Origin of the sequence: Negativibacillus massiliensis (genome assembly GCF_900148495.1) — a bacterium.
GTDB lineage: Bacteria > Bacillota > Clostridia > Oscillospirales > Ruminococcaceae > Negativibacillus > Negativibacillus massiliensis.
The window spans coordinates 212,322-237,737 of record NZ_FTRU01000005.1; the positions used below are offsets into that span (position 1 = coordinate 212,322).

The 25,416-nt window shown below is 44.2% G+C and carries 21 protein-coding genes; 14 read left to right on the forward strand and 7 right to left on the reverse strand.

Annotated elements, in window-relative coordinates; translation table 11 throughout:
• Nucleotides 1-167: 167 nt before the first annotated feature.
• Nucleotides 168-1,034 (forward strand): AraC family transcriptional regulator, encoded by an 867-nt coding sequence (locus BQ5375_RS01300; RefSeq protein ID WP_022132537.1) that lies wholly within the window; start codon nucleotides 168-170, stop codon nucleotides 1,032-1,034.
• 145 nt (nucleotides 1,035-1,179) lie between these two features.
• Here the strand turns inward: BQ5375_RS01300 and ychF are convergent, their stop codons facing one another.
• The gene (gene ychF / locus BQ5375_RS01305) at nucleotides 1,180-2,274 is read right to left on the reverse strand and encodes a redox-regulated ATPase YchF (RefSeq protein WP_022132536.1); all 1,095 of its coding nucleotides are present in this window, start codon (nucleotides 2,272-2,274) and stop codon (nucleotides 1,180-1,182) included.
• A 448-nt stretch (nucleotides 2,275-2,722) separates the two neighbouring features.
• Between ychF and BQ5375_RS01315 the strand changes: the two genes are divergently transcribed.
• From BQ5375_RS01315 to BQ5375_RS01335, 5 genes are all read left to right on the forward strand, one after another.
• Nucleotides 2,723-3,415: a response regulator transcription factor gene (locus BQ5375_RS01315; protein WP_022132535.1), complete on the forward strand. Its 693-nt coding sequence runs from the start codon at nucleotides 2,723-2,725 to the stop codon at nucleotides 3,413-3,415.
• Nucleotides 3,416-3,504: 89 nt separating this feature from the next.
• Nucleotides 3,505-4,983 (forward strand): HAMP domain-containing sensor histidine kinase, encoded by a 1,479-nt coding sequence (locus tag BQ5375_RS01320; protein ID WP_022132534.1) that lies wholly within the window; start codon nucleotides 3,505-3,507, stop codon nucleotides 4,981-4,983.
• 194 nt (nucleotides 4,984-5,177) lie between these two features.
• Nucleotides 5,178-6,923 (forward strand): S1C family serine protease, encoded by a 1,746-nt coding sequence (locus BQ5375_RS01325; protein WP_076917302.1) that lies wholly within the window; start codon nucleotides 5,178-5,180, stop codon nucleotides 6,921-6,923.
• A gap of 303 nt (nucleotides 6,924-7,226) precedes the next feature.
• On the forward strand, nucleotides 7,227-8,981 hold the full coding sequence (gene pyk / locus BQ5375_RS01330; RefSeq protein WP_022132532.1) for a pyruvate kinase: 1,755 nt from the start codon (nucleotides 7,227-7,229) through the stop codon (nucleotides 8,979-8,981).
• 40 nt (nucleotides 8,982-9,021) lie between these two features.
• The gene (locus BQ5375_RS01335) at nucleotides 9,022-9,927 is read left to right on the forward strand and encodes a class B sortase (RefSeq protein ID WP_022132531.1); all 906 of its coding nucleotides are present in this window, start codon (nucleotides 9,022-9,024) and stop codon (nucleotides 9,925-9,927) included.
• A 151-nt stretch (nucleotides 9,928-10,078) separates the two neighbouring features.
• Here the strand turns inward: BQ5375_RS01335 and BQ5375_RS14645 are convergent, their stop codons facing one another.
• From BQ5375_RS14645 to BQ5375_RS01350, 3 genes are all read right to left on the reverse strand, one after another.
• Nucleotides 10,079-10,183 carry a DUF1858 domain-containing protein gene (locus tag BQ5375_RS14645; protein WP_022132530.1) on the reverse strand — a complete coding sequence of 35 codons (105 nt, stop codon included), beginning with the start codon at nucleotides 10,181-10,183 and terminating at the stop codon, nucleotides 10,079-10,081.
• Nucleotides 10,184-10,274: 91 nt separating this feature from the next.
• Entirely contained in the window at nucleotides 10,275-10,763 is a 489-nt protein-coding gene (locus tag BQ5375_RS01345; protein WP_022132529.1) for a YbaK/EbsC family protein, read from the reverse strand.
• Between the two features lie 74 nt (nucleotides 10,764-10,837).
• On the reverse strand, nucleotides 10,838-12,193 hold the full coding sequence (locus BQ5375_RS01350) for a hemolysin family protein (protein WP_076917303.1): 1,356 nt from the start codon (nucleotides 12,191-12,193) through the stop codon (nucleotides 10,838-10,840).
• 495 nt (nucleotides 12,194-12,688) lie between these two features.
• Here BQ5375_RS01350 and nifJ point away from each other — a divergent pair, with 495 nt between their 5' ends.
• Together nifJ and BQ5375_RS01365 are read left to right on the forward strand one after the other, a co-directional pair.
• Nucleotides 12,689-16,231: a pyruvate:ferredoxin (flavodoxin) oxidoreductase gene (nifJ, locus tag BQ5375_RS01360; protein WP_076917305.1), complete on the forward strand. Its 3,543-nt coding sequence runs from the start codon at nucleotides 12,689-12,691 to the stop codon at nucleotides 16,229-16,231.
• Between the two features lie 108 nt (nucleotides 16,232-16,339).
• Entirely contained in the window at nucleotides 16,340-16,843 is a 504-nt protein-coding gene (locus BQ5375_RS01365) for a GNAT family N-acetyltransferase (RefSeq protein WP_022132526.1), read from the forward strand.
• A gap of 51 nt (nucleotides 16,844-16,894) precedes the next feature.
• On the opposite strand, the gene BQ5375_RS01370 is transcribed toward BQ5375_RS01365, so the two are convergent.
• The gene (locus tag BQ5375_RS01370; protein ID WP_407937707.1) at nucleotides 16,895-17,542 is read right to left on the reverse strand and encodes a CatB-related O-acetyltransferase; all 648 of its coding nucleotides are present in this window, start codon (nucleotides 17,540-17,542) and stop codon (nucleotides 16,895-16,897) included.
• Nucleotides 17,543-17,806: 264 nt separating this feature from the next.
• Here BQ5375_RS01370 and ruvX point away from each other — a divergent pair, with 264 nt between their 5' ends.
• The 6 genes from ruvX to BQ5375_RS01400 all read left to right on the forward strand — a co-directional run bounded on the left by ruvX (nucleotide 17,807) and on the right by BQ5375_RS01400 (nucleotide 23,340).
• Complete coding sequence (ruvX, locus tag BQ5375_RS01375) at nucleotides 17,807-18,235, forward strand: Holliday junction resolvase RuvX (protein ID WP_022132524.1); 429 nt, start codon at nucleotides 17,807-17,809, stop codon at nucleotides 18,233-18,235.
• 10 nt (nucleotides 18,236-18,245) lie between these two features.
• The gene (locus BQ5375_RS01380) at nucleotides 18,246-18,956 is read left to right on the forward strand and encodes a tRNA 2-thiocytidine biosynthesis TtcA family protein (protein ID WP_076917327.1); all 711 of its coding nucleotides are present in this window, start codon (nucleotides 18,246-18,248) and stop codon (nucleotides 18,954-18,956) included.
• Between the two features lie 130 nt (nucleotides 18,957-19,086).
• Nucleotides 19,087-21,333 (forward strand): CARDB domain-containing protein, encoded by a 2,247-nt coding sequence (locus tag BQ5375_RS01385; RefSeq protein ID WP_022132522.1) that lies wholly within the window; start codon nucleotides 19,087-19,089, stop codon nucleotides 21,331-21,333.
• 236 nt (nucleotides 21,334-21,569) lie between these two features.
• Complete coding sequence (locus BQ5375_RS01390; protein WP_022132521.1) at nucleotides 21,570-22,052, forward strand: hypothetical protein; 483 nt, start codon at nucleotides 21,570-21,572, stop codon at nucleotides 22,050-22,052.
• A gap of 57 nt (nucleotides 22,053-22,109) precedes the next feature.
• Nucleotides 22,110-22,838: a hypothetical protein gene (locus BQ5375_RS01395; protein ID WP_076917307.1), complete on the forward strand. Its 729-nt coding sequence runs from the start codon at nucleotides 22,110-22,112 to the stop codon at nucleotides 22,836-22,838.
• A gap of 43 nt (nucleotides 22,839-22,881) precedes the next feature.
• Complete coding sequence (locus BQ5375_RS01400; protein ID WP_076917308.1) at nucleotides 22,882-23,340, forward strand: hypothetical protein; 459 nt, start codon at nucleotides 22,882-22,884, stop codon at nucleotides 23,338-23,340.
• Nucleotides 23,341-23,390: 50 nt separating this feature from the next.
• Here BQ5375_RS01400 and BQ5375_RS01405 read toward each other — a convergent pair whose 3' ends face one another.
• Nucleotides 23,391-24,227 carry a PHP domain-containing protein gene (locus BQ5375_RS01405; protein WP_076917309.1) on the reverse strand — a complete coding sequence of 279 codons (837 nt, stop codon included), beginning with the start codon at nucleotides 24,225-24,227 and terminating at the stop codon, nucleotides 23,391-23,393.
• A gap of 26 nt (nucleotides 24,228-24,253) precedes the next feature.
• The gene (gene metA, locus BQ5375_RS01410; protein WP_022132518.1) at nucleotides 24,254-25,183 is read right to left on the reverse strand and encodes a homoserine O-acetyltransferase MetA; all 930 of its coding nucleotides are present in this window, start codon (nucleotides 25,181-25,183) and stop codon (nucleotides 24,254-24,256) included.
• Nucleotides 25,184-25,416: the final 233 nt, after the last annotated feature.

Consider the following 25,416-nt stretch of genomic DNA (forward strand, 5'->3'; position numbering starts at 1 on the left):
TAGCCCTCAGAGCGAATAGGATTCCTATTTTATTTTACCATGGCAGGGAAGAGAAGACAAGAAAAACTCAATGTTCTTGTGGTATGAGTAACCGACTTTTTTTAAACGGATAAGTCGAGCATCTCAACAATAATTGTGGTATGATTTTAACAGGGGGGAAAGAAGGTATGCTGAAGAAACTCAATGAAGCAATGGACTATATTGAGGAACATTTGGAGGAGGATTTTTCTCTGGACGAAGTCGCAAAATATGTTCATGTTTCCGACCTGCACCTTAGAAAAATATTCTTTGCTTTGACCAACATGAGTTTAAACGACTATGTAAAAAACAGAAGGATGTCGAAGGCAAATCAGGAGCTTTTGCGAGGAAAATCGGTAACCGAAGTCGCATATCAATATGGGTATCAGTCGGTGGATGGTTTTAGCAGGGCATTTAAAAAATGGAGTGGAATGCTGCCATCAGAAGCAGCAAAACTTCAAAAATGTAAAACCTTTCAAAAACTAAGTTTTGTGGTGACAATCAAGGGAGGAAACATGATGGAGTACAAGATCATCGAAAAAGAAGCTTTTTGTTTTGCAGGGGTTAGCAAAAGGGTACCCATGCAGTTTGAAGGGGTTAATCTTGAAATCGTAAAATTGGCGCAGAGCATTACAGAACAGCAGAGAAAGGAAATGCATCGAGTTCAGAATATTGACCCACATGAAATTGTTAATGTATCGTATGAATCCGACACAGATTTCCTTGAGGAAAAAGGTGAGCTCACACATATGATCGGTGTTTTAACGACCAGAGAGGATGTATCGGATTGTTTGGAAAAGATACCTGTTCCAGCTGGTACATGGGCAGTATTTCCGAATGAAGGGCCGTTTCCATTTACGATGCAGGATACGATGGCAAGAATCTATTCGGAATGGTTTATGACCGCAGATTATGAGTTGACAAAGCCATTTTCCTTCTCCTTTACCAAAATGGATGATGAAAGAGAAGATTATGCGTACAGTGAAATCTGGATTCCGGTAAAAAAGAGAGGATAAGAAATGAGAAAAGGATGCTGACGAAAGTCAGCATCCTTTTTAATGTTTTCATGGAAATTAAACGTTGAAACGGAAAAGAATGTCGCCATCAAGAGTTGCTTTGCAACTCGGCATCACATATTCTTCCCATTTGCAACGAACAAGATTAAACATTGAAACGGAAGAGAACAACGTCGCCATCCTGCATCACGTATTCTTTGCCTTCGGAACGAACCAGACCTTTTTCTTTAGCAGCTGCAATCGAGCCGTTTGCAATCAGATCCTCGAAGGAGATAACTTCAGCACGGATAAAGCCACGCTCAAAGTCGCTGTGGATTTTGCCGGCAGCCTGAGGAGCTTTGGTGCCGCGGGTAATGGTCCATGCACGAACTTCCGGTTTGCCTGCGGTGAGGTAGGAGATGAGACCCAGCAGATGATAGCCTGCTTTGATGAGTCTGTCCAGACCGGATTCTTCCAGGCCGATTTCTTCCAGGAACATCAGTTTGTCCTCTTTGGACATATCGGAAATTTCCTCTTCCAGTCTTGCACAGATCGGAACAACCTCGGAGTTTTCTTCCTTAGCGATTTCCAGAACCTCGTGATAGAATGGGTTGGAATCAAGTTTGCCGTTAAAGTCGTTTTCACTCATGTTTGCAACATAGATGATCGGCTTGTTGGAGAGCAGCGGAATGTCAGCCATGATTGCTTTTTCTTCGTCGGTAAATTCCATGCTGCGTGCAGATTTGCCCTCTTCCAGATGTGCTTTTACACGGTTTAACAGGTCAACTTCTGCCAGATATTTCTTGTCGCCTTTTGCAGCTTTGACTGCTTTGTCGATGCGGCGTTCCAGAATATCCAGGTCAGAGAAGATCAGCTCCAGATTGATAACCTCAATGTCTCTCTTTGGACCAATGCTGCCCTCAACATGGACAATCTCACCGTCTTCAAAGCAGCGGACTACATGGACAATGGCATCTACTTCACGGATGTTGGACAAAAACTTGTTGCCAAGACCTTCGCCTTTGGATGCGCCCTTTACCAGACCTGCAATGTCAACAAATTCGATAACGGCAGGGGTGATTTTGTCTGGGTCATACATTTTAGCCAGTGCATCCAGACGAGCATCTGGAACCGCAACGGTGCCGATATTTGGCTCAATGGTGCAGAATGGGTAGTTTGCAGACTGTGCACCTGCGTTGGTGATCGCATTAAAAAGGGTGCTCTTGCCAACGTTTGGCAGACCCACAATACCTAATTTCATGTTGGTTCTTTCCTTTCTGTTAAGAAACTTCTGTTAAGAAAACTTCTAAATTAAGAAAACTTTTTTATGAGAAAACAGATTTTCTTTTTGACGTTAAGTCTTATTATACCGTTATGTGTTGCTTTAGGCAAGGGGATAAAGGCTAGAATCAAAGGGTTTTTGACAATTCAAACAGCACTTTGTGGAAAAATAAGGAGGATATTTCATCTGTTTTACGAAATCTGTTTAAAAATTTTTCATCCTTTTTTTGTATGGTTTAGTATAATAAATAGTAAAGCGGGGAAATCGACAAAAAAAGAGTGCAACTCCCCGGCCGCTATGCTATAATAAAAGGAGAGAACATGCGGCAGAATTAAAAAATGAGGAGGAAAGCGCCCGGTGGCCGTCGCTCGGGTACTTTTTAGATGGAAACACTCTCCAGACAGCGGCGGGGAAATGGAGCAAGGTTATGTCTATGGGAAAAATCCTGGTTGCAGATGATGACCAGAATATTGCTGAATTACTCAGATTGTATTTGGAAAAAGAAGGATATACAGTAGTTTTGGCTGCGGATGGCGAACAGGCAATTGAACGATTTTCGGCAGAAAATCCAGACATCGTGCTGCTGGACATCATGATGCCAAAACTGGATGGATGGCAGGTTTGCCGTGATATCCGCAAGAAATCAAACTGTCCGATTATCATGATTACCGCAAAAGGTGAGACCTTTGACAAGGTTCTGGGTCTGGAACTGGGTGCGGACGATTATGTAGTAAAACCGTTTGAAGCAAAAGAAATTGTAGCGCGAATCAAAGCTGTTATGAGAAGAACCGGTAAATCTTCTTCCAGCAGCGACACAAAAGAAGTGTCCTATGACAAGCTGGTTGTCAATATGACAAAATATGAACTGAAGGTTGACGGCAAAGTAATCGATACACCGCCAAAGGAGCTGGAACTTTTGTATCATCTGGCAAGCAATCCAAACAGGGTATACACCAGAGATCAGCTGCTCAACGAGGTATGGGGCTTTGAATATTACGGAGATTCCAGAACTGTGGATGTCCATGTAAAGCGTCTGCGTGAGAAACTGGAAGGAGTATCCGACAAATGGAGCCTGAAAACAGTTTGGGGTGTCGGATATAAATTTGAAGTGAAGGAATAGTTTTGTTCCATGCCGCTGTATCACATTTACAGCGGCATTTCTTTTTTGGGAAACGAACTTTCAATACAAGATAAGAAAGGATGGGAAATATGCAGCGCAGTCTGTTTCGAAAATATTTTTCGGTATGTTGTTCCATCGTATTGATGAGCATTGTGGTGCTGGGAATTATCTTCATGGTGTTTGCAGCGCAGTATTTCAGAGAGGACAAGCTGGGGGCGCTCGAGAAAAATGCGGAGTATGCCGCAGAGCTTACCCAAAATCATATTGTTTCGGTTAACGGAACCTATCAGATTGTCGATTATAACTCGTCACTTACCAGTTCCTGGGTGCCGATGGCAAAGGCGATGAACGCAGATATCTATCTGGCAAATCTCTCAGGAGATGTTTTGCTTTGTACGCATCGTTCCAACTGCAGCCACAAGGTGTATGGAATTGATAAAGAGATTATCCAGCAGGTGGAAGAAAACGGCATCTATACCGAAGTGGGAAAGATGGGAGAAATTTATAAGAGCTCCTATTATACGGTCGGTGTGCCAATGTATCTGACCGATGGCAGGGTAGCGGGCGTTGTGTTTGCATCCAGTTCCGCGCAGGGTCTGACCGATTTTATGAGCGAGATCTTCAAGATGTTCCTGCTTAGTGCCCTGGTTATGATGGTAGTGACCTTTGCTCTGGTCTACATTGTGACAGGAAATCTGGTGCGTCCGCTTCAGGAAATGGTCAAAGCGACCGAGTCCTTTGCAAAAGGCGACTTTACGGTGCGGGTGCCGGTGAATGAGCGGGACGAGATCGGAAAGCTATCAATGGCGTTTAACAACATGGCGACCAGCCTTGCCCAGCAGGAAACGGTCCGCAGATCCTTTATTGCCAATGTATCGCATGAGCTGAAGACCCCGATGACCAGTATCGCCGGATTCATCGACGGTATTCTGGACGGAACCATTCCGCCGGAGAAGGAGCGGCATTATCTGAGCATTGTTTCCGATGAGGTTAAACGTCTTTCCAGACTGGTGCGCTCGATGCTCAACATTGCAAAGATCGAAGCAGGCGAGATGAAGCTCAAACCGACCGTATTCGACGTAAACGAAGTCGTTCTGTCCAGTATTTTTACCTTTGAACAGACCATCGATGCAAAACATCTTGAAATAAAAGGTCTGGATGCGGGTAAGATAATGGTGGAAGCGGACGAAGACCTGATTCATCAGGTTGTTTATAACCTCTTGGAGAACGCAGTCAAGTTTGTAAACGAAGGCGGCTATATTGAGGTCAGCTATACCGTTGATCCAAAGAGAACCTATATCAACATCAAGAACTCTGGAGAGGGAATTCCGAAGGATGAAATCTCCAAAGTATTTGACCGATTCTATAAGACTGATCGCTCCAGAAGCATTGATAAGACCGGTGTGGGTCTGGGACTGCATATTGTTCGCTCGATTGTAAACCTGCATCAGGGCGAAGTAATTGTCCGCAGTGTAGAGGGAGAATACTGCGAATTCAGTTTCTCGGTAGCAACTGCACCAAAAGCACTCTCCAAACAGGCAAAACCAATCTCTGCACGAGAAGTGTAAAAAACGATCTTTTTCTACATTCGAAAAATAGTGAAAAAAAGTTCATTATTTGGGTAGAAAAAAGTATGAAACAGTTTAAGAGTTGTTTTATTTATCGTAATAATTTGCCATTATAATATGGGAGTAATCAAAAAACAACAGTGATCCGCAATGAGGTGTTAAAACAGGCGTTGGGATACAGGGAGGTTTTCAATATGGATGAGAAGAAAGTAAACGGCAATGAGTTCCAGCCGGAAAACGCAGGAACGAATCCGGAACCAAATAACAATACTGAAAATATAAATGTAAAACTGGAAGAACAATCCACCCAGAATACAACCAGCGGCTGGGTATTTTCTGATAAAAATGTTTCCGGAGCACAGCAGAATGCAGAGCAGAGCACACAGAACTCTGCTGGACAAAATGCAGGACCGTCCGCAGAAAATAGAGAAGGAAGCGCATTTTTCCACCACAATGCTCAGCCGGATGAATCGGGTTGGTACCGTTCCGGTCCAAATCCATCGGCAGAGCAGAAGTCTGCATACAACAGCCGTTACAGCTATGGTCAGCAGGCAGGTGAACAGGGTTCCTATGAGAACCAGCAGGCAGATCCAAAATCCAGCGAAAGCTATAAATGGAACTATGAGGATTACAACCAGCAGGCACCAAAGCAGCCAGCCAATAAAAACAAAAAGAATAAAAATAAAGGACTCAAGGTATTTGCCATTATCATGTGCGCAATCCTTTGTGCCGGTGTAGTCGGTATGGCTGGATATGGCACCTATGCACTGGTATCCGGACAGAGAGCACAGCAGGAAATGGAAAGCGAATCTGCTGAAGCAGAAGCAGCTCCAAGTGCTCAACTTACCCTGAACGACAAGCCGGAAAGCACCCAGACAGATGAGGCAGTTAATCTGTCCGGCGGAGAGCTTACCATCACACAGCGTGCAGAAAAGGTAATGCCTTCCGCAGTTGGAATTGTTGCATATATCCAGAGCTCACAGAGCATTTTCGGCGGAGAACAGAGCCAGGGCTCCGGCATTATTCTGAGCGAAGACGGCTATATTGTAACCAACCAGCACGTTATTGATGGTGCAACCAGCGTAAAGGTTGTGCTCAATGACGGAAGCGAGTACAATGCAAGCGTTGTTGGTGAAGATGAAAAAACCGACCTTGCTGTTTTGAAGATTGAAGCAACCGGCTTAACTCCAGCAGAATTTGGTAACTCGGATCAGATGCAGATTGGCGAACAGGTTATCGCAGTCGGAAACCCAGGTGGCCTGGAACTGGCAGGAAGCGTTACAGTTGGTTATGTATCCGCAGTAAATCGTCCAATCACCACATCTAACGGTGGCACCATTGACTGCATCCAGACCGATGCAGCGATCAACCCAGGTAACTCGGGCGGTGCTCTGGTCAACACCTATGGTCAGGTTATCGGTATTAACTCGCAGAAGATTGCAGCAACAGAATATGAAGGTATTGGTTTTGCAATCTCCATCAATGAGGCACAGCCAATCATCAACGACCTGATTCAGTATGGTTATGTAAGAGGCCGTGTTGTAATGGGTATCACCATGCAGATGATCGACCAGATTTCCGCACAGATGTACGGCTACCAGCCAGGTGTCGGTGTTGTTTCGGTTGAGGAAAACTCTCCTGCATCCAAAGCAGGTCTGGTTCCTGGCGATATCATCACCGAAATTGACGGCGAGGCATTGACTTCTACCGAGGTTCTGACCGGCATTCTGGAAGAACACAAACCGGGCGATGTAATTACCCTGACTGTATATCGTCAGAGTGCACAGGGCGGCTACGCTAAAGGTCAGGAACTGACCATGAAACTTGAGCTGGGCGAAGCTGGTGCACCAAAGGATGATACCACAACAAGCTCTTCCACTCAGCAGAGCCAGCAGCAACAGGAACAGGGAAGCATCCAGAAAGCATTTGGATTAAACTAAATGTAATTTGCACAGACGTTAACGATATGAAAAGAAGGACACCTGAGATTCCCGCATCAAGAGGGCAGTTTCAGGTGCCTTTTTTTGCAGGAAAAAAGCAAAGAAGAGGATGGCTATAATCTACGAAAAACAGAAGGTGAAATCCTGTAAATATAGGGGAATCTGTGAAATTTGATAATTAATTAGCAATAATCATTGATTTTCATCACCATGTAGGATATAGTTTAAAGTAGTCAATGGTAGAGTTTGGCTATATTGTGTAATGAAACATGACGACTAGATTTGGTTAAAGGAGTGTGTCGAATGAGAAAGACTAAAATTATCTGCACCCTGGGACCGGCCAGCGAGACAGAAGAAGTTTTAAGAGAGATGATCAAAGCGGGAATGAACGTTGCTCGTTTTAACTTCTCCCACGGTTCCCATGAAGAACACCAGAAAAAACTGGATATTATTAAAAAACTCAGACAGGAAATGGATATTCCTCTGGCAACGCTGCTGGACACCAAAGGTCCGGAAATTCGTTTGGGTCAGCTCAAAGATGGTAAAGCATTCCTGGAAGATGGAGACATCTTCACTCTGACGACAGAAGATATCTTAGGTGATAAGACCAGAGCTTCGATTAGCTTTAAAGATCTGCCAAAAGATGTTAAGGAAAACGACGTCATTCTGATCGACGACGGTCTGATCGAACTGCGCGTCAACAAGGTAACCGATACAGACATTACCTGTACCGTTATGAATGGCGGCAAAATCTCTGACCGCAAAGGAATCAACGTACCGAACGTTGACCTTTCCATGCCATATTTAAGTGACAAAGACCGCGATGATATTGAATTTGGTATCAAAGCAGGTTTTGACTTTATCGCAGCTTCCTTTACCCGCTGTGCACAGGATATTATGCAGATTCGTGAACTGCTTCAGAAACACAACTGTGACAGCATCAAGATTATTGCTAAAATTGAAAACGCACAGGGTGTCAACAACATCGATGAAATCCTGCGTGTATCCGACGGCATCATGATTGCCCGCGGCGACATGGGTGTTGAGATTCCGCTGGAAGAAGTTCCGGTTATTCAGAAAATGATCATCCGCCGTGTTTATAACAGTGGTAAGTATGTTATCACTGCAACTCAGATGCTGGACAGCATGATGAACCATCCACGTCCAACAAGAGCAGAAACCAACGACGTCGCAAACGCAATCTATGATGGTACCAGCGTTATCATGCTTTCTGGTGAGACTGCTGCCGGAAAATATCCGGTAGAGGCAATCCGCACCATGTCCAAGATCGCAGAAAGAACCGAAAACGATATCAACTATCGCCGCCGCTTCCGTGAGAATGATTCGGACAGCAACCGCGATGTTACAAACGCAATTTCCCATGCGACCTGTGCAGCTGCATACGACCTGGAAGCAAGCGCAATCATCACCGTTACCCAGTCCGGCCAGACTGCAAGAATGATTAGCAAATACCGCCCACAGATGCCGATTGTTGGCTGTACCACTCAGATTGCAACCTATCGTCATCTCTGCATGTCCTGGGGCGTTATTCCTGTTCTGTGTGAGGAGCAGAAGACTGAGGACGATCTGTTCAACCACGCAATCTCTCGTGCAAAAGAGCGCGGAATTATCAAGGACGGCGATCTGGTAGCAATTACAGCAGGTGTTCCTCTGGGTATTCCAGGAACCACCAACCTGCTTAAGATCCGCACAGTCGGTGACGTTATCCTGCACGGAACCGGTATCGGAGAAGGCAGTGCACAGGCAGGCGTCTGCGTTGCAAAGAGCGAGCGTGAAGCACTGGATACCTTTAATCCAGGCGAAATTCTGGTAATCGATAACACCACCAATGAACTGCTGGATATCATGAAGAAAGCATCGGGTATTATTACCTCCCAGAAAGGGGTAGGCTCTCATGCAGCAATCGTTGGTCTGGCACTGAATATCCCGGTTATTGTTGGTGCAGAAGGATGTACTCAGGTAATCCGTAACGGCACATCTGTCTTTATGGATGCAAGCAAGGGTATTGTCTGCAACCTGACTGAACAGAAGATGTAAGGATTCTTATTTGCCCACCACATTTGGAAAGGAGCCGAGTATGGCAGGAAGATGGAAAAGAGGGATTGTTCTGTTGCTGACAGCGATTATGATGCTGTCAGTGGCTGGCTGCGGGCCAGAAAAGGAAGAACCAGAACAGCCGCAGCAGACCGAACAGCCGGAACAGGAAACGGTGACAGAACAGGAAACAGAACCATCCCAGCCGGTTTCAGAAGTAGAGGCTCCTTCCCTGGAAGAGCAGATTGATGAGGCCAGGGCAAAGAACGACGATATTGTCGGATGGCTCAAGATTGACGATCTGAAAATCGATGGTGCAGTGGTACAGGCAGAGGATAACCATTATTATGAGCGAAAGAATGAGTGGAAGCAGTATAGTTGGACCGGCTCGTTCTTTGCGGATTATGAGTGTAACTTTGACAGCCGCGAAGATCTTTCCAAAAATACGGTAATCTACGGCCACAACGTTCACTTTGACGATAACAAGGATGGGGAGCGTTTCAGCCAGCTGTTTTATTTTACTGACATTGATTTTGCAGAAAATCATCCGTATGTTTACTTTTCCATCAATGGTGATTCGGATACCGCTATGGATGAAGAGGAAAAAGCGGAAAATGACATGGTCTGGCAGATCTTTTCGGTATTTTATACCACCACCGATTTTGACTATATCAAGATCAACAAGGATTATAAAAATCCCGAAGAGGGGGAAATTACCGACGCACAGCTGATGAACATTATCACCGAGGCAAAACAGCGCTCGGAGTATGTTTATAATGTGGATGTGACCGGTGAGGACAAGATCCTGACATTATCTACCTGCTCGTATAAGTATGACAAGCGAAATGACGTCCGATTTGTGGTTATGGCAAAGTTGCTGGATGAAGGGGAGGCACTGCAAAAAACGGTGCAGCTAAAGGAAAACACCAGCAAAAAAACAGTGGAATAATGAAAAAAAGAGCTCAGCGAAAGCTGAGCTCTTTTTTTCATCTTCAAACAAACCTTTACTGAATGCGTGCTCTTAAAGCAGCAACGATTGGTGCCCAGTCCACTCCGTGAACCATAGCGGCTTCTTCGATTGTTTCGCCGCGTGCACCCGGTCAGCCTACACAATGCATGCCGACACCAAAGAAAATTTCAGCCAGGGAGCTGTCATAATCCAGAACATCGCCGATTACGGTATCTTTTGTTACGGTAAATGCCATACTTTTTATCCTCCTTCCTTTTTCCCTTATTTCAGGGATTATCCCAATAAGATGGATTCCAATTTTATTATAATACGAAAAAGGTATAAAATCAAGCATCCTGTGGTACAATCTGTTTGCACACCTCGACCCATTTTTGTGCATGAGAGGAAACAAACAGTTCTTCCGGGGTCATTTCCACCGCAGAGCTGCTGCTTCCGGCGGAAGGAAAGATGGTCTGGAAGCGGCACAGGGAGCGGTCAAGAAAGACCGAGACACCCTGCGGAAGAGCAAACGGGCAGACCCCGCCGACTGCGTGCCCGGTCATCTGCAGAGCAAGATCATGCGGCAGCATTTTGGCTTTGAATCCAAAGGTGGATTTAAACAGCTTGTTGTCGATTTTGGTATCGCCGGCAGTCACAATCAGAAGACATCCTTCTCCATCTGCGGAAAAAAAGGAAAGGGTTTTGGCAATGCGCGCTTCTTCCACCCCGACAGCCACAGCAGCAAGCTCAACGGTTGCGCTGGAAACAGAGAATTCGCGGATGCGCTCATCCAGATGAAATGGTTTTAAATACTCACGGACAACTTGTACAGACATGGAAAACACCTCTTAAAACAACACAGGTCACAGGAATTTTCCTGTGACCTGTTAAGATTATGGAATGATGATCTTTATTCTTCTTCCGATTGATTTTCTGTTTGTTCAGTTTCTGGAAGAATCTCGGCGCGCAGTTTTGCAATGCGGCGTTCTTCGGTCATCAATACGGTAAATTCAACATTTCCGATGCGGACGGAAGGATGTTCGTTCTTGGCTGGGATGCGGTCGAGAGTGTCGGTAATCAGGCCGCTGAGGGTATCATAATCTTCTTCCGAGCCAATGTTGGTTCCGAGCAGTTCCTCAACATCTTCCAGAGACATCGAGCCGTCCAGAGTGAAGACGTTGTCAGAAACTTTCTGATATTCTTCTTCCTCATGGTCATATTCGTCCTGCATGTTTCCAACGATCGATTCCAGAAGGTCCTCCATGGTAACGATACCGGAGGTTCCGCCGTATTCATCGACGACGATTGCCATCTGCATCTTTTTCTCTTTAAAGGTTTTGAATAGGTCAGCACAGCGATTGGATTCCGGCACAAAGATTGCCTTGCGGATGAATGGGGTAATTGGCTGGCTGGACATTTCTTCGGCAGTTTCGGTGATGCACTGGAGCATATCCTTGGCATAAACGATGCCGATGATGTTGTCGATATCCTCTTCGTAAACAGGAATACGGGAATAGCCTTCCTTGATTGCAAGCGTGATGACATCCATAACAGTAGCGGTGTTTTCAACCGCAGCAACGTCGGTACGATGGGTCATAACGTCTTCGGCAGTAATATCGTCAAACTCAAAGATATTGTCGATCATGTCGGCTTCATCTTTTTCGATGGAACCTTCCTCGTTGCCGACGTCAACCATCATACGGATTTCCTCTTCGGTGACCTGCTCTGTCTGGCTGGTTGGGTCGATGTGCAGCAGCTTTAAGATAGCGTTGGTGCTGACCGAGAGAAGGGCGACAAGGGGCTTGGCGATGGTGAAGACAAAGCGGACGATGGGCGCGACGGTCAGCGAAACCTTTTCCGGGTTGTGCATGGCGATGCGCTTGGGCACAAGCTCACCGAGAACCAGGTTGAAGTAACCGAGGATCAGGGTGATGACAAACAGCGCGATCGGCTCGGCCATCGAGTAAGGGATAACGGGGGACATCAGCTGAGCGACAGGCTCCGCGAACTGCTCCGCAGCGGAACCGGCGGCCAGAAAGCCCGCCATGGTGACGCCGATCTGGATGGTGGAGAGGAACTTGGATGGTTCGGTTACCATGCTCAGCAATGTAGCGGCACGTTTGTTTCCATCTTCGGCCATACGTTTGAGTTTGTTGTCGTTAAAGGTGACGATTGCGATCTCACTCATGGCAAAGAATGCGTTGATCAGGATCAATACCAGAAGGATCACAAGGTGAATGATAAGATTGTTACTGTCAGGGTCCATTTTTTTCTCCTTTTTGTTGTAAATAATTTTGAATATTCGGATGCGATGATGAATATACCGACGAAAACATCCACCATACACTTTAATACTATACACAAAGAAAATTTGCCTGTCAATTTTTCTTTTTTGCCTAAAAAGGCGGTGGCGGGCAATCTGGGGTGTTTGCAGTTTGTGATGTGGTCCAAAGTCGTATTTTTTTGCAAAATCAAGCCGTTTCGTCTTTTTTTGGCCTACATTGGCAAACAAACAGACAAAGGAAGGAACAGAATGATGGAAACGTACAAGAAACAGGAAGGATAATGTACATAATGACTAAAGCGTGACAGAACAAAGCAGGGTATGTGGTAAAAGTGTTTAAAAAGAAGTGTGTTAAAAAATGAAGTTGGCACACTTTGTCCCTTTACAATAGAATTAAAAAATGCTAAAATTTAGAATGTAAGTATGTATGATATGTTGCAATACCATCATATAACCATCAAGGAGGAATAATACATCATGGCTAGATCTATGAAAACCATGGACGGCAACAACGCTGCTGCATATGTATCTTATGCATTTACAGAAGTTGCCGGCATCTACCCAATCACCCCTTCCAGCCCAATGGCTGACTATGTAGACCAGTGGTCTGCACAGGGCAAAAAGAACATCTTCGGTTCTACCGTTAAGGTAATGGAGATGCAGTCCGAAGCTGGTGCAGCTGGTACTGTACACGGCTCCCTGAATGCTGGTGCTATGACCACAACATACACCGCTTCCCAGGGTCTTCTGCTGATGATTCCAAATATGTACAAAATCGCTGGTGAGCTGCTCCCTTGCGTATTCCACGTATCTGCAAGAACAGTTGCTTCCCATGCACTGAACATCTTTGGCGATCATTCCGACGTTTATGCTTGCCGTCAGACCGGTTTTGCTATGCTGGCTGAAACCAACCCACAGGAAGTTATGGATCTGGGTGCTGTTGCTCATCTGGCAACCATCAAGAGCCGTGTTCCATTCATCAACTTCTTTGATGGTTTCCGTACCTCCCACGAGATCCAGAAGATCGAGGTTTGGGATTACGAAGACCTGAAAGAAATGTGCGATATGGATGCTGTTGAAGCATTCCGCAAACGTGCTCTGAACCCAGAACACCCAACCATGCGTGGTTCCCATGAAAACGGAGATATCTTCTTCCAGCATCGTGAAGCTTGCAACGAGTACTACAATGCAGTTCCAGCTGTTGTTGAAGAATACATGGGCAAAGTTAACGCTAAACTGGGTACAAACTATCAGCTGTTCAACTACTATGGTGCACCAGATGCTGACCGTGTTATCGTTGCTATGGGCTCCATCTGTGACGTTGCAGAAGAAGTTATCGATTACCTGACCGCTAAGGGCGAAAAAGTTGGTCTTGTTAAAGTAAGACTGTTCCGTCCATTCTCTGCAAAACATCTGCTCGCTGCTATCCCAGAAACTGCTACCAAGATCGCTGTTCTGGACCGTACCAAAGAGCCAGGTGCTTATGCTGAACCTCTCCATCTGGATGTTATGTCTGCTATGAGCGAAGCAGGACGTCAGGCTACCATCATCGGCGGTCGTTACGGTCTGGGCTCCAAAGACACAACTCCAGCAAGCATCTTTGCAGTTTATGAAGAGCTGTCCAAAGAAGCTCCAAAAGCAAGATTTACTCTGGGCATCAACGATGACGTTACTCATCTGTCCCTGGAAGAAAAAGAAGCTCCAAACACCGCTGCAGAAGGCACCATCGAATGCAAATTCTGGGGTCTGGGCGGCGACGGTACTGTTGGTGCAAACAAGAACTCCATCAAGATCATCGGTGACCACACCAATAAATATGTACAGGCATACTTCCAGTATGACTCCAAGAAGACCGGCGGTATCACCATTTCCCATCTGCGTTTTGGTGACAAACCGATCAAGAGCCCATACTACATCAACAAAGCAGACTTTGTTGCTTGCCACAACCCATCCTATGTAACAAAAGGCTACAAGATGGTTCGTGACGTTAAACCAGGCGGCGTATTCCTCATCAACTGCCAGTGGACTCCAGAAGAGCTCAACGAGCATATGCCAGCTGAAGCAAAACGTTACATCGCTAAGAACAACATCCAGCTGTACACCATCAACGCTATCGACAAAGCAATCGAAATCGGTCTGGGCAAACGTACCAACACAATCCTCCAGTCCGCATTCTTCGCTCTGGCTGGCGTTCTTCCAAAAGAAGATGCAATCAACTACATGAAAGATGCAGCTACCCGCAGCTTCTCTAAGAAGGGTGAAGCTATCGTTAAGATGAACCATGATGCTATCGACGCTGGTTTCGACTACTATGTCAAGATCGACGTTCCAGCTGACTGGGCAAATGCAGAAGACAAGAAGGTAGAAGAAGTTCTGCCAGGCAACAACAAGAAACTGATCAACATGGTTCAGACTATCATGGAACCAGTTGCTAAGATGGACGGTGACAGCCTGCCAGTATCTGCTTTCGTTGATCATGCTGATGGTACCTTTGAACAGGGCGCTGCTGCTTACGAAAAACGCGGTGTTGCTGTTATGGTTCCAGTATGGGATGAAACAAAATGTATCCAGTGTAACCGTTGTTCTTATGTCTGCCCACATGCAACCATCCGTCCATTCGCTCTGAGCGAGGAAGAAGTTGCTAACGCTCCAGCAGGCCTGCAGACAGCTAAGATGATCGGTAAAGGTCTGGAAGAATACAGATTCACAATGGCAGTATCTCCTATGGATTGTATGGGATGCGGCGTCTGCGTAGGCGAATGTCCTGCAAAAGAAAAAGCAATCACCATGGTTCCAAGAGAAAGCCAGGAAAGCAAACAGCCAGTATTCGATTACCTGGTTGCTAACGTTTCCAAGAAACCTGGTATGCCAGCAAAAGAAACCGTTAAAGGCAGCCAGTTCGAGAAACCTCTGCTCGAGTTCTCCGGCTCCTGTGCTGGTTGTGCTGAGACAGCTTACGCTCGTCTGATCACTCAGCTGTTCGGTGACAGAATGTACATCTCCAACGCAACAGGTTGTTCCTCTATCTGGGGCGGTCCTGCTGCTACATCTCCATATACCGTTAACGAAAAAGGTCATGGTCCAGCATGGGCTAACTCCCTGTTCGAGGACAACGCTGAGCACGGCTTTGGTATGTACCTCGGTCAGAAAGTAATCCGTGAAAGACTGATCGAAAAAGTTCGTGACGTTGTAGAAAACGGCTCCAACGAAGCTGTTAAAGTTGCTGGTCAGAAATATCTGGATACTGTAAACAACGGCAAAGAAAACCAGGCTGCTACTGAAGAACTCATCGCTGCTCTGGAAGCTTGCGGCTGTGACAAAGCAAAAGAAATTCTGTCCCAGAAAGAATACCTCTCCAAGAAATCTGTTTGGGTATTCGGCGGCGACGGTTGGGCATACGATATCGGCTTCGGCGGCGTAGACCACGTTCTGGCTTCCGGTGAAGATATCAACATCATGGTATTCGATACCGAAGTTTACTCCAACACCGGCGGTCAGGCTTCCAAGGCTTCTCAGATCGGTCAGGTTGCACAGTTCGCTGCAGCTGGTAAAGCAATCGCTAAGAAGAGCCTTGCTGAAATCGCTATGTCCTACGGTTACATCTATGTTGCACAGATCGCTATGGGCGCTGACATGAACCAGACCATCAAAGCAATCGCTGAGGCTGAGGCATATCCAGGTCCATCCCTGATCATCGGCTATGCTCCATGTGAAATGCACTCCATCAAGGGCGGCATGACCAACTGCCAGAAAGAAATGAAACGTGCTGTTGATTGTGGTTACTGGAATATGTTCCGCTTCAACCCAGCTCTGAAGGCAGAAGGCAAAAACCCATTCACTCTGGACAGCAAAGCTCCAACAACCGATTACAAAGAATTCATCCTCGGTGAGGCTCGTTACTCCTCTCTGACCCGTGCATTCCCAGAAAGAGCAGAAGCTCTGTTCGAACAGGCTGCACAGAATTCTCGTGCTCGTTATGAACACCTGGTACGTCTGGGCGAACTGTACGCAGCAAAATAGTTTAAAATAACATCCTCTTTTGTGAGGAGATAAAAAGACTGTTTGATACAGCGGCGAAACAATTTGTTTCGCCGCTGTATTTTATATCAGGGAAAAAGGATGATGATTGTGACACATCAAATTTTGACGTCCCGTCTGGAGATTCATCCAATGCATCCGGAAGAATGGCCGGATGTCCGAGAAATGTTCTTGGATTTTGAAACTTCACCGGAAGCAATCTATGACTATCCTCTGCCGACAACAGAAGAAAAAGCAAAAGAACAGGTAAAGGTTTGGTCGGACAGCGGATATTTTTATTCGGTTTGTCTTAAAGGTGGCAGTGAAGTGATTGGATATCTGTGCTTTTGCGGAGAGCAGCTTCGGGAAATGGGATACAGCTTTAAGAAGAAGTATCAGGGTCAAGGATATGCGCAGGAGGCAGCGCAGGAGATGATAGCCCAGATGAAGCAAATGAGAGTTAACAGAATCATTGCGGAACTTGCACTGGAAAATCTGCCATCCCGTAAGCTGATTGAGCGTTTGGGATTTACCCAAATAGGAACAAAAAAGCACCTGTTTCGAAAAGAAACTGGAGTAGAACAGGTGTGCGGTATTTTTGAAAAGAAATTATAATTGGATATAAAAAAACACCCTTCTGTGAGCACAGAAGGGTGTTTTTTGTTTTTAAAGCAAATTCCGTATTTTGTTTTTTACTTTTTCAAGGTCAGGGTCGCACAAAAGCGGCAATACTTCCACCAAACGCTCGGGTGCAAGATCCCACCAGCGAAACTGCAGCAGCAGTTCGATCAGTTTGTCATCAAACCGCTTTTTCAGCGGTTTTGCGGGATTTCCTCCTGCGACGGTATAGGGAGGGATATCTTTTACTACAACGGAGCGTGCAGCGATGATAGCTCCATCCCCGATATGAACACCAGGCATGATGACGCATTCCCGACCAATCCAGACATCATTGCCGATGACGGTATCTCCCTTGTGAGGAAGCTGGGAAAGGTGAGGAGGGGTGTTTGCTTCCCAGGCACCACCGAATACATTGAATGGATAGGTGGTCACACTGCTGATTCGATGGTTGGCAGGTCCCATGATAAACTGGGTTTTACTTGCAATTGCACAGAATTTTCCGATAATCAAGCGATCACCGAATCCAGGATAGTTAAACAGAACATTATTTTGTTCAAATCCTGTGGGGTCATCCAGATCGTCGTAATAGGTATAATCTCCAATTAAGATGTTTGGAGCAGTAACTACATTTTTGATAAAACAGGATGTATGATATTCATTTGGAAAAATGACGTTAGGGTCTGGAATCATCATTTGATTCATAAGAAAAATCCTTTCTTTCTCTGTTTATTTTCACCTCCAAAATAGATTTTATTATGCAGTAGCAACGGCACGTTTTTTGCGGATTTCTTTCATAGGAACACCTCCGAAAGATCTGATTTGTTTTTAGACTAACACACAGAAAAAATAAAATCAAGGAGCAGATTTGGCAGAGAAAAGCCAGAAAGGATATTGAAAGTTATCCTGCGGTATGGTATTCTGAAAAACATGAATTGAAAGCAGAAAGGACAGGGAAAGATGAAGATTTTAGCAGTGGATTTTGGTGATTCCAGAACAGGAATCGCAATCTGTGATAGAGGTGAGCTGCTGGCAAGCCCAGTTTGTGTCATTGAGGAAAAACATTTTCCAACCACCATTCAGAAAACGGCTGCACAGGCAGAAGAACAGGGTGCTGAGCTGATTGTTGTAGGTCATCCGCTGAACATGGATGGCAGCAAAGGTCCAAGGGCACAGCTGTGCGAGGAGTTTGCAGAAAAATTGAGGGAGCTTGTTTCGGTGCCGGTGGTTTTGTGGGATGAACGTCAGACCACCGTTTCGGCAATTGGCTTTTTAAACGAAACCAACACCAGAGGAAAAAAACGCAAACAGGTAATTGATGCGGTGGCGGCAACCATTATTTTGGAAAATTATTTGAACTATCGCCGCAACCACAAAGAGGAGGAATAGGATGGGAGCAATGCAGAAACTGGCAGGTTTGATGCGCAGAGCGATTGAAAAGTATGATATGATTCAGCCAGGTGACCGAATTGCAGTGGGAGTCAGTGGCGGTAAGGATTCGGTTGCTCTGCTGGTAGGTCTTGCAAAGTTAAAGGAATATATCGGCATTGACTATGAAATTGTAGCGATTACCCTTGATCCATGTTTTAACGGGGTGGAGACAGATTATTCCCCTATTTCCAAGCTGTGTGAGGAACTGGGGATTCCTTATGTTCTCAAGAGAACCGAAATCGGTCAGATTGTGTTTGATGTAAGAAATGAGAGCAATCCTTGCTCCCTGTGCGCTAGAATGCGCCGCGGTTGTCTGCACGATGCGGCAAAAGAAAACGGCTGCAACAAGATTGCGTTGGGACACCACTACGACGACGCGATTGAGACCTTTATTATGAATCTGTTCCAGGAGGGGCGGGTTGGATGCTTCCAGCCGGTAACCTATCTTTCCAGAAAGGATTTGACCATGATCCGTCCGATGGTTATGGCAGAGGAAAGCATGATTTCGGCAGCGGTTCACCATGAAAATTTGCCGGTAGTCAAGAGTAAATGCCCTGCCGACGGAAACACCAACCGTGAAAAAACCAAGGAATGGATTCGCATGATGGACAAGGAAAGCAAGGGATTTAAAAAGCGTTTATACGGTGCTCTGGAACGTGGACATATATCAGGTTTTTGATAATATATAATATTTATAGATTCTATTTTATATAAGGAAAAAAACTATATAATATTGACAATAAATCTCCTCTGCATTATGATTAGTATAGATGAATAAGAACAATCAGTGAACATGAGGAGGTAAAATGATGAAAAAACTGATATCGTTTCTTTTATCTATCACATTGTGCAGTTCTATGATGACAATTTTTCCTGCTGCTTCTTGGGATTTAAATGAAGAGCAGGCAGTGGAGGGGGACATCAGTTCCTATGTTCAGGTGGAAGAGGTAACCTTCGGGGAACCGGAACCGATTGCTGAACCACTTAACGAAGAAGAATTGTATCAACTTGAATGGGTTGGAGATTTATTTGAAGCAGAAACTGAAACCGATGAAGCTCAACCAATGGCAGATTTGCCGGATTTGTCTGTCCGTAATTTAAAAATTGAGGCTGGTGATATGACGTCACCATATCCGGCGGGTATGGCAATGTATTATACATTCCAACTGTTAAATTATGGAACAGCAGATGCAGAAAATGCAGAAGTTATTGTGAAACTGGACGGTGCGGTTGCAACAAACCCAGTACCGATGGGTACAGTACCGGCGGGTAAGGGTGGAAATATTCAATTCCGTGGTCCAGAAATGACCCCGGGAACCCATACAATGGAAATCGTTGTCAATCCTGACAACAAAATTGTGGAGTCAAATTATAATAATAATACGACCAGCAGCAGTTTTACTTATAAAGCGTGCTTTGAGTTGATTGCACTTTCCATGACTTCTAACAAACAAATAGATGAAAGCACTGTACCTACATATGAAGTGGGGGAAAGTGTAACATTCACAATGGACTTCCAAAATATTGGTTTGTTGGATGCAAAGAATGTTCCAATTGCACTGTATGGTACTTTTAGAGAGCCGGGAGGGCAGCCTGTAACATCCCAGATGGGATATACAAACTATATAGAAGAATTACCTGCGAAGACAAGAATGCAGGCTGAGGTTAAATTAAATTTTACAAAAGAAGCAAGTGCCCGCATCAGCTTTGTGCTTGACCCGGAAAAGATTTTGGGTGATATGGACTATAGCAACAATATGGCAGAGGCACTCTTGAAGGTAGTTGGTGCCAGAAAGACGGCTGTGATTGTTGCGAGCAAACATGGAGAAAATGATCCAGAACATCCAGGCCATGATTTTACAGGTTTTGCTTCGGACACATATGCTGAATATCAAAAATTAGAAAGTGGTACACCATCATTTGATGTTTATTTAAAAACTCAGCCAACATCCACCATGTTAAGGGGGAATCTTGGAGAAAAAAAATTGATGGCGTCAGATGTAATTACATTGTTCGGACATGCTAATTTTGATAATCAAATATTCCATTATGATAATAAAGGTGGTATATACAAGTGTGGAGTAGTTTATTTTGATCATGACTGGGATAGTCCTGATTCAGGACATCAATATGTAGGGCTTAAATCTGAGGATATGCAATCGGTCGATTTAATTTCTTTTATAGGATGTAAGACAGCTTATAAAAAAGATAATCAAACAAATCTTACAATATGTGCAGTAGAGAGAGGTGCAAAAACAGCTGTTGGATTTAAAGATACGATTTATCCTTGGATGTCTGATGGGGGTTCTTGGATAGCTATATATGCTAATGCATTGGCTTCTGGTAATACAGTTGGGGATGCTATATGGATAGCAAATACATCAGAACCATACTCAACGCTTGCACAGAATGTAGTTATTGAGGGAGATATAAACACAAGGCTGGGAGATGTAAACACAAGGCTGATAGATGTAAATCCGATGAAACAGATAGATCAGTTTGAGGGTATCAACAAGGTCGAGTTAAACATTCCGTATAATGCTTCTGTAATGACATATTCAGATACTCAAATTAAGCAGGGAAAAGACATGTTGAACGGCGAATTGCTTTCTGAAATGAAAAAACTTAATCCTAATTTTGAAACAGACTACTATAAAGTGATGCACAAAACTTATGGAAGCGATTTACAAACGATTACTCTGTTTAAAGTTATACCGACAGAGGTTGGAAATGTTATGACAGATGTTAATTATACTATTTCGATCAGAGATGATGTTGCGTTCCTGCTTACTTACAGTGATCAACCTACATTAGAAATGCTTCAGAAGGAAAAAGCTATCCCAGAAAGAATTCAGGAGTTTGTAAAAAATGGCGGAGAAAACAATGTTGAACTTCCTGATATTCCAAACGCGGAAGTAAATGTAGATGAGGACCATGTTTATTATCAGTATAATTACGAAAAAGATGAATTATCGTATGTAGTAGGTTATGAAATAACCCATCTGGATGAGGATGGAGCGTTATCAGCTGATGAGATTGTGGTGCAGATTCCGTGAAAAGAAGAGCAGTGGACAGATAAGATTTTTCTGGTTGTATCAGGAGGTATTGTTTTTCTTCTGATGGGTTTTCTCTGTCTGGGCAAATTTAAAATCAAAAAGGAAAAATAAAAAACCCCCGAGGAATTTCCTCGGGGGTTCTTCTATTACAAGGATAGTTGAGTTTAAAAGAAAAAGGTGATAAAATAAGGCTAAGGAGAATGCTGTCGCTTTTACTTAAAGAAGGGTGAAGAAAGATGAAGAAAAAGTATGTCATGCGAATAGGACTTTCTTTACTAGGAATATGTTTATCTACAGTGTTTATGTGGATTATGTGGCGGTGCCTGCCCAATTTTTATTTGATTTGTTTAAGTACTAATATCGAAAATGTTGTTCAGGTTGAATTTGAGATAGATGAAGGGTGGAAACTTTCCGTTGCCGGTGATAATGAAATGGAACCGGTAAAGTTTTTAATTGATGATCCGGATACAGCAAAAACATTTTCAGAAAAAATGGTCAAGTGGATGCAGCAGACTCTTCCAGCCAGAGATATATGGGGAGTTCCGCAAACGATTGCATTACATATTTATGAAAGGGTTCCATACGTCGTTACCTATAGGAATGGACAAATACAAAAGGGAATCGTATATATAGAATTACCCCAATATTGGCTTATTGGAGAGCCAACACCTTTAGAGCAAGCATTGAGAGATGTTTTACCATATAGAGTGAGTGATTAAATCCGTTCTAATTAAGAAAAAACTGAGAGATGACGGTTCTGAAAGGAGAGTGGGGAAATGGCACAAAACAAAAAGCGCAGAAACCTGATTGCGGGCATTTTACTTTTATTGTTGATTGGGTGTACAATTGGGATTTTTTTGATATCTTTAATCAGCAAGGAAGATGAAAAACAAAAAATAACAGAACAGGAGAGCGTGCAGACAGAAAATTCATATCATGGAATTGAAAACAGTGTTGAACTCCATATTCCATGTGATGAATCTTCCATGATAGCATATCAGGATAATGAAGAAGCAAAGCCGGGAAAAGAATGGTCAAGTGTGCTGGGAGAAAATTTAATTGTCGAAATAAAAAAAGTAAATCCCAATTTTGACAAAGAATATTATATTCTGAATGCCTTTTATTATGATTCTTCCCTATACCAAATTCTTCTGACAAAAGCTATTCCAACTGAGGGCGGAAATGTTTATCTGGGTATTAAGTATTCTGTTTATATAGAAGATGGAGTTGCCTTGGAATTAAATTATAGCGACTATCCGTCCCATCAAATGCTGAAAAAGGAAAAAACAATTCCAAAAAGGGTTCAAGCTTTTGTGGAGAGTGGAGGAGAAAAAGTCCAACTGCCGGATATTCCGAATGCATTGGTAGAGGTGGACGAAGATCACGTTTTTTACAGCTACGATGCTGAAACGGATGAGCTAACTTATACAGTAGGTTATGAAGTAACCCATCTGGATGAAGATGGAGCGTTATCAGCTGATGAGATTGTGGTTCAAGTTCCATAACAAGGAGCACAGCGGAGCAATAGGCTTTGAGGAGAACTAATTTATGAAGGAGTTATTCTTGAAGAGTGATTTCAAAACCATTGTATGGATAGGAATAAAATTTCTTGTCATATTTTTAATGCTGGATCAGTTTGTGGTCTGTCATCCGTATAATATTCAGGCAGTTTCTTTTCAGGATATATCAGGGCAGGAATACTATGTTGATGATGCGAGAATGGCACAGGAACTATATCATCAGTTATTGGAATGGCAGGGAGAAAGTAGGGTTGATGGTTTTTATACGTGGTTTGGAAAACAGATAGAGGAGTGCGGGGTATATGCTTATTACAAAGTAGAATACAGAGTGCATTATAAAGGAGTGAGAACCAAAAAGAGATATGCTTATATCAAGCTGTGCCATATGTCTTATTATATAACCGAAGACAGAGAAAAAGATTGGGCAGATGTTACGGTTGAGCGTTATGATAAGATGATGGAGAAAATAAAACAGTATCAGATATAGAAGAACCCCCGGGAAGTTCCTCGGGGGTTTTTGTTATAGAAAAACAAATTTTATCTTAAACAAAGCTTGGAAGAATCCATCGATGCCGCACCGATCTCGTAGCAGATGCCATCGATATCCTTCTGAAACTCTCCATGGCTATCGCCACCGCAGGTAATAAAAAGCTGGTGCTCCTTACAAAATGCGGTACAGCGGCTGCGGTATTCCTCCGATTGCGCCGGATAGTAGCACTCTACGCCCTGTACGCCTGCCTGAATGGTTTTCAGGAGATTTTCTTCTAAAGTATCATCCAAGGGGAAATAGTTGGAAGGGTGTGCCAGAATGGGATAACCGCCTGCTGCTACAATGGTTTTACAGGTCTCTTCCATGGAAGGAAAGGCGCTTTTTTCATAGGTGATATGGTAGCGGGAGTAAAGTGCCATCGCAGAATCAAAGTCATGGGCGAGCTTTCGGTCGATAACATAATTGAGCCCCTTCCAGCCGCCGCGGGACGGATGATAGGTGTAGCTGAGATAATCCTGCATGGATACAGGATGAGACAAATCAAAAGGGGAATGTTCGATTGCTGCGATTAGGCGGTCGCTCATCTGGTCGAGCACAGTGCGGGCTTCTTTTAAAAGGCTGCGCAGAGGCTCATAGTCTGTGTTGACCTGATATCCTAGGATATGGTAGCTTTTCCCATCGAGAATGCAGTCGATCTCTACTCCAGGAATACAGGTAAGCCCATATTTTTGAGCACACTGCATCGCTTCGGGATAAGCAGAGAGCAGGTTGTGGTCGGTGATGGAAAAACAGGAGATTCCTTTTTCTTTACAGACAATGGCAATCTGTTCGGGTGACCAGGTCCCATCTGAATGCCAGGAATGAATGTGGAGATCACAGAGCATGACAATTCCCCTTTCTGATCAAGATATTATTTTGGGTCCAGCCGCATGGAGCAAAGGTCGTATGGGGTGGACTGGTAGACATAGTAGTTAAGCCAGTTGGAGTAGAACAGATAGGCGTGGCTGCGCCAGGTACGGATTGGTTTTTGTGTCGGGTCATCGTCCGGGAAATAGTGGTAAGGAAGTTCTACATTATCCAGTTTGCCCAGATCACGGAAATATTCTTCTGCAAGGGTGTTTGCTTCATATTCCGAATGACCAAAGATGAAAATTTGGCGGCCGTTATGATTGGATACGATATTGGTTCCTGCGATTGGAGAGGAAGAAAGGATATATAATCCATCAACGGCACGGATTTCTGATTCCTTTACTTCAGTGTGGCGGGAATGGGGCATCCAGTAAACTTCATCAAAGCCTCGAAGAAGAGGAACCGTTTTATCGTGCATGGTGTGCGGGAAAACACCGAACATCTTTTTCGGGAGAAGTGTTTTCCGCAGCCCGTAATGATAATGTAGAGCTGCCTGTGCACCCCAGCAGATATGCAGGGTGGAGTGAACGTGATATTTGCTCCATTCCATAATCTCACAAAGTTCTGGCCAGTAAGCAACTTCTTCAAATTCCAGATGTTCTACCGGTGCGCCGGTGATAATCATTCCGTCGAAGTACTGGTCTTTAATATCAGAAAAGGTTTTATAGAATTTGAGAAGGTGATCCTGTGGAGTATTCTTTGGGTTATGGGTAGCGGTCTGCATCAATTCAACATCCACCTGCAAAGGTGTATTGCTGAGCATTCGAAGAAGCTGGCGTTCTGTGTCAATTTTCTTAGGCATTAAATTGAGAATCAAAATGCGCAGGGGACGAATGTCCTGAGAAGATGCACGCTTTTCAGACATAATAAAGATGTTTTCCTGTTCCAGTGTATTCCAGGCAGGAAGGTCGTTTGGAATATTGATCGGCATAATATGAGCCTTCTTTCCGAATTGATTTTTTATTACACAGAATATCATTTCGATATTAAAAGGTATTTTACAACAGTTTTGCATAGATTTCAATGAAAGGATGAGTCGAAAACCCGCATAGATAAGGGAAAAAGAGGGATTTTCCCACTTTTTTGAAAAAATCTGGATTTTTTTCAAAAAAGGTGTTGACAAATCAGTTTGGGCATGATATTATATATGAGCTGTCAGCGAGA

Excerpts from the sequence above, each read along its gene's own strand:
- BQ5375_RS01335 (WP_022132531.1), top strand. The coding sequence starts at position 9,022 with ATGGCAGGAAGATGGAAAAGAGGGATTGTTCTGTTGCTGACAGCGATT.
- BQ5375_RS01315 (WP_022132535.1), top strand. The coding sequence starts at position 2,723 with ATGTCTATGGGAAAAATCCTGGTTGCAGATGATGACCAGAATATTGCT.
- pyk (WP_022132532.1), top strand. The coding sequence starts at position 7,227 with ATGAGAAAGACTAAAATTATCTGCACCCTGGGACCGGCCAGCGAGACA.
- ruvX (WP_022132524.1), top strand. The coding sequence starts at position 17,807 with ATGAAGATTTTAGCAGTGGATTTTGGTGATTCCAGAACAGGAATCGCA.
- BQ5375_RS14645 (WP_022132530.1), bottom strand. The coding sequence starts at position 10,183 with ATGGCATTTACCGTAACAAAAGATACCGTAATCGGCGATGTTCTGGAT.
- BQ5375_RS01345 (WP_022132529.1), bottom strand. The coding sequence starts at position 10,763 with ATGTCTGTACAAGTTGTCCGTGAGTATTTAAAACCATTTCATCTGGAT.
- BQ5375_RS01370 (WP_407937707.1), bottom strand. The coding sequence starts at position 17,542 with ATGATGATTCCAGACCCTAACGTCATTTTTCCAAATGAATATCATACA.
- BQ5375_RS01390 (WP_022132521.1), top strand. The coding sequence starts at position 21,570 with ATGAAGAAAAAGTATGTCATGCGAATAGGACTTTCTTTACTAGGAATA.
- BQ5375_RS01380 (WP_076917327.1), top strand. The coding sequence starts at position 18,246 with ATGCAGAAACTGGCAGGTTTGATGCGCAGAGCGATTGAAAAGTATGAT.
- BQ5375_RS01300 (WP_022132537.1), top strand. The coding sequence starts at position 168 with ATGCTGAAGAAACTCAATGAAGCAATGGACTATATTGAGGAACATTTG.
- nifJ (WP_076917305.1), top strand. The coding sequence starts at position 12,689 with ATGGCTAGATCTATGAAAACCATGGACGGCAACAACGCTGCTGCATAT.
- BQ5375_RS01325 (WP_076917302.1), top strand. The coding sequence starts at position 5,178 with ATGGATGAGAAGAAAGTAAACGGCAATGAGTTCCAGCCGGAAAACGCA.
- BQ5375_RS01385 (WP_022132522.1), top strand. The coding sequence starts at position 19,087 with ATGAAAAAACTGATATCGTTTCTTTTATCTATCACATTGTGCAGTTCT.
- BQ5375_RS01350 (WP_076917303.1), bottom strand. The coding sequence starts at position 12,193 with ATGGACCCTGACAGTAACAATCTTATCATTCACCTTGTGATCCTTCTG.
- metA (WP_022132518.1), bottom strand. The coding sequence starts at position 25,183 with ATGCCGATCAATATTCCAAACGACCTTCCTGCCTGGAATACACTGGAA.
- BQ5375_RS01405 (WP_076917309.1), bottom strand. The coding sequence starts at position 24,227 with ATGCTCTGTGATCTCCACATTCATTCCTGGCATTCAGATGGGACCTGG.
- BQ5375_RS01320 (WP_022132534.1), top strand. The coding sequence starts at position 3,505 with ATGCAGCGCAGTCTGTTTCGAAAATATTTTTCGGTATGTTGTTCCATC.
- ychF (WP_022132536.1), bottom strand. The coding sequence starts at position 2,274 with ATGAAATTAGGTATTGTGGGTCTGCCAAACGTTGGCAAGAGCACCCTT.
- BQ5375_RS01395 (WP_076917307.1), top strand. The coding sequence starts at position 22,110 with ATGGCACAAAACAAAAAGCGCAGAAACCTGATTGCGGGCATTTTACTT.
- BQ5375_RS01400 (WP_076917308.1), top strand. The coding sequence starts at position 22,882 with ATGAAGGAGTTATTCTTGAAGAGTGATTTCAAAACCATTGTATGGATA.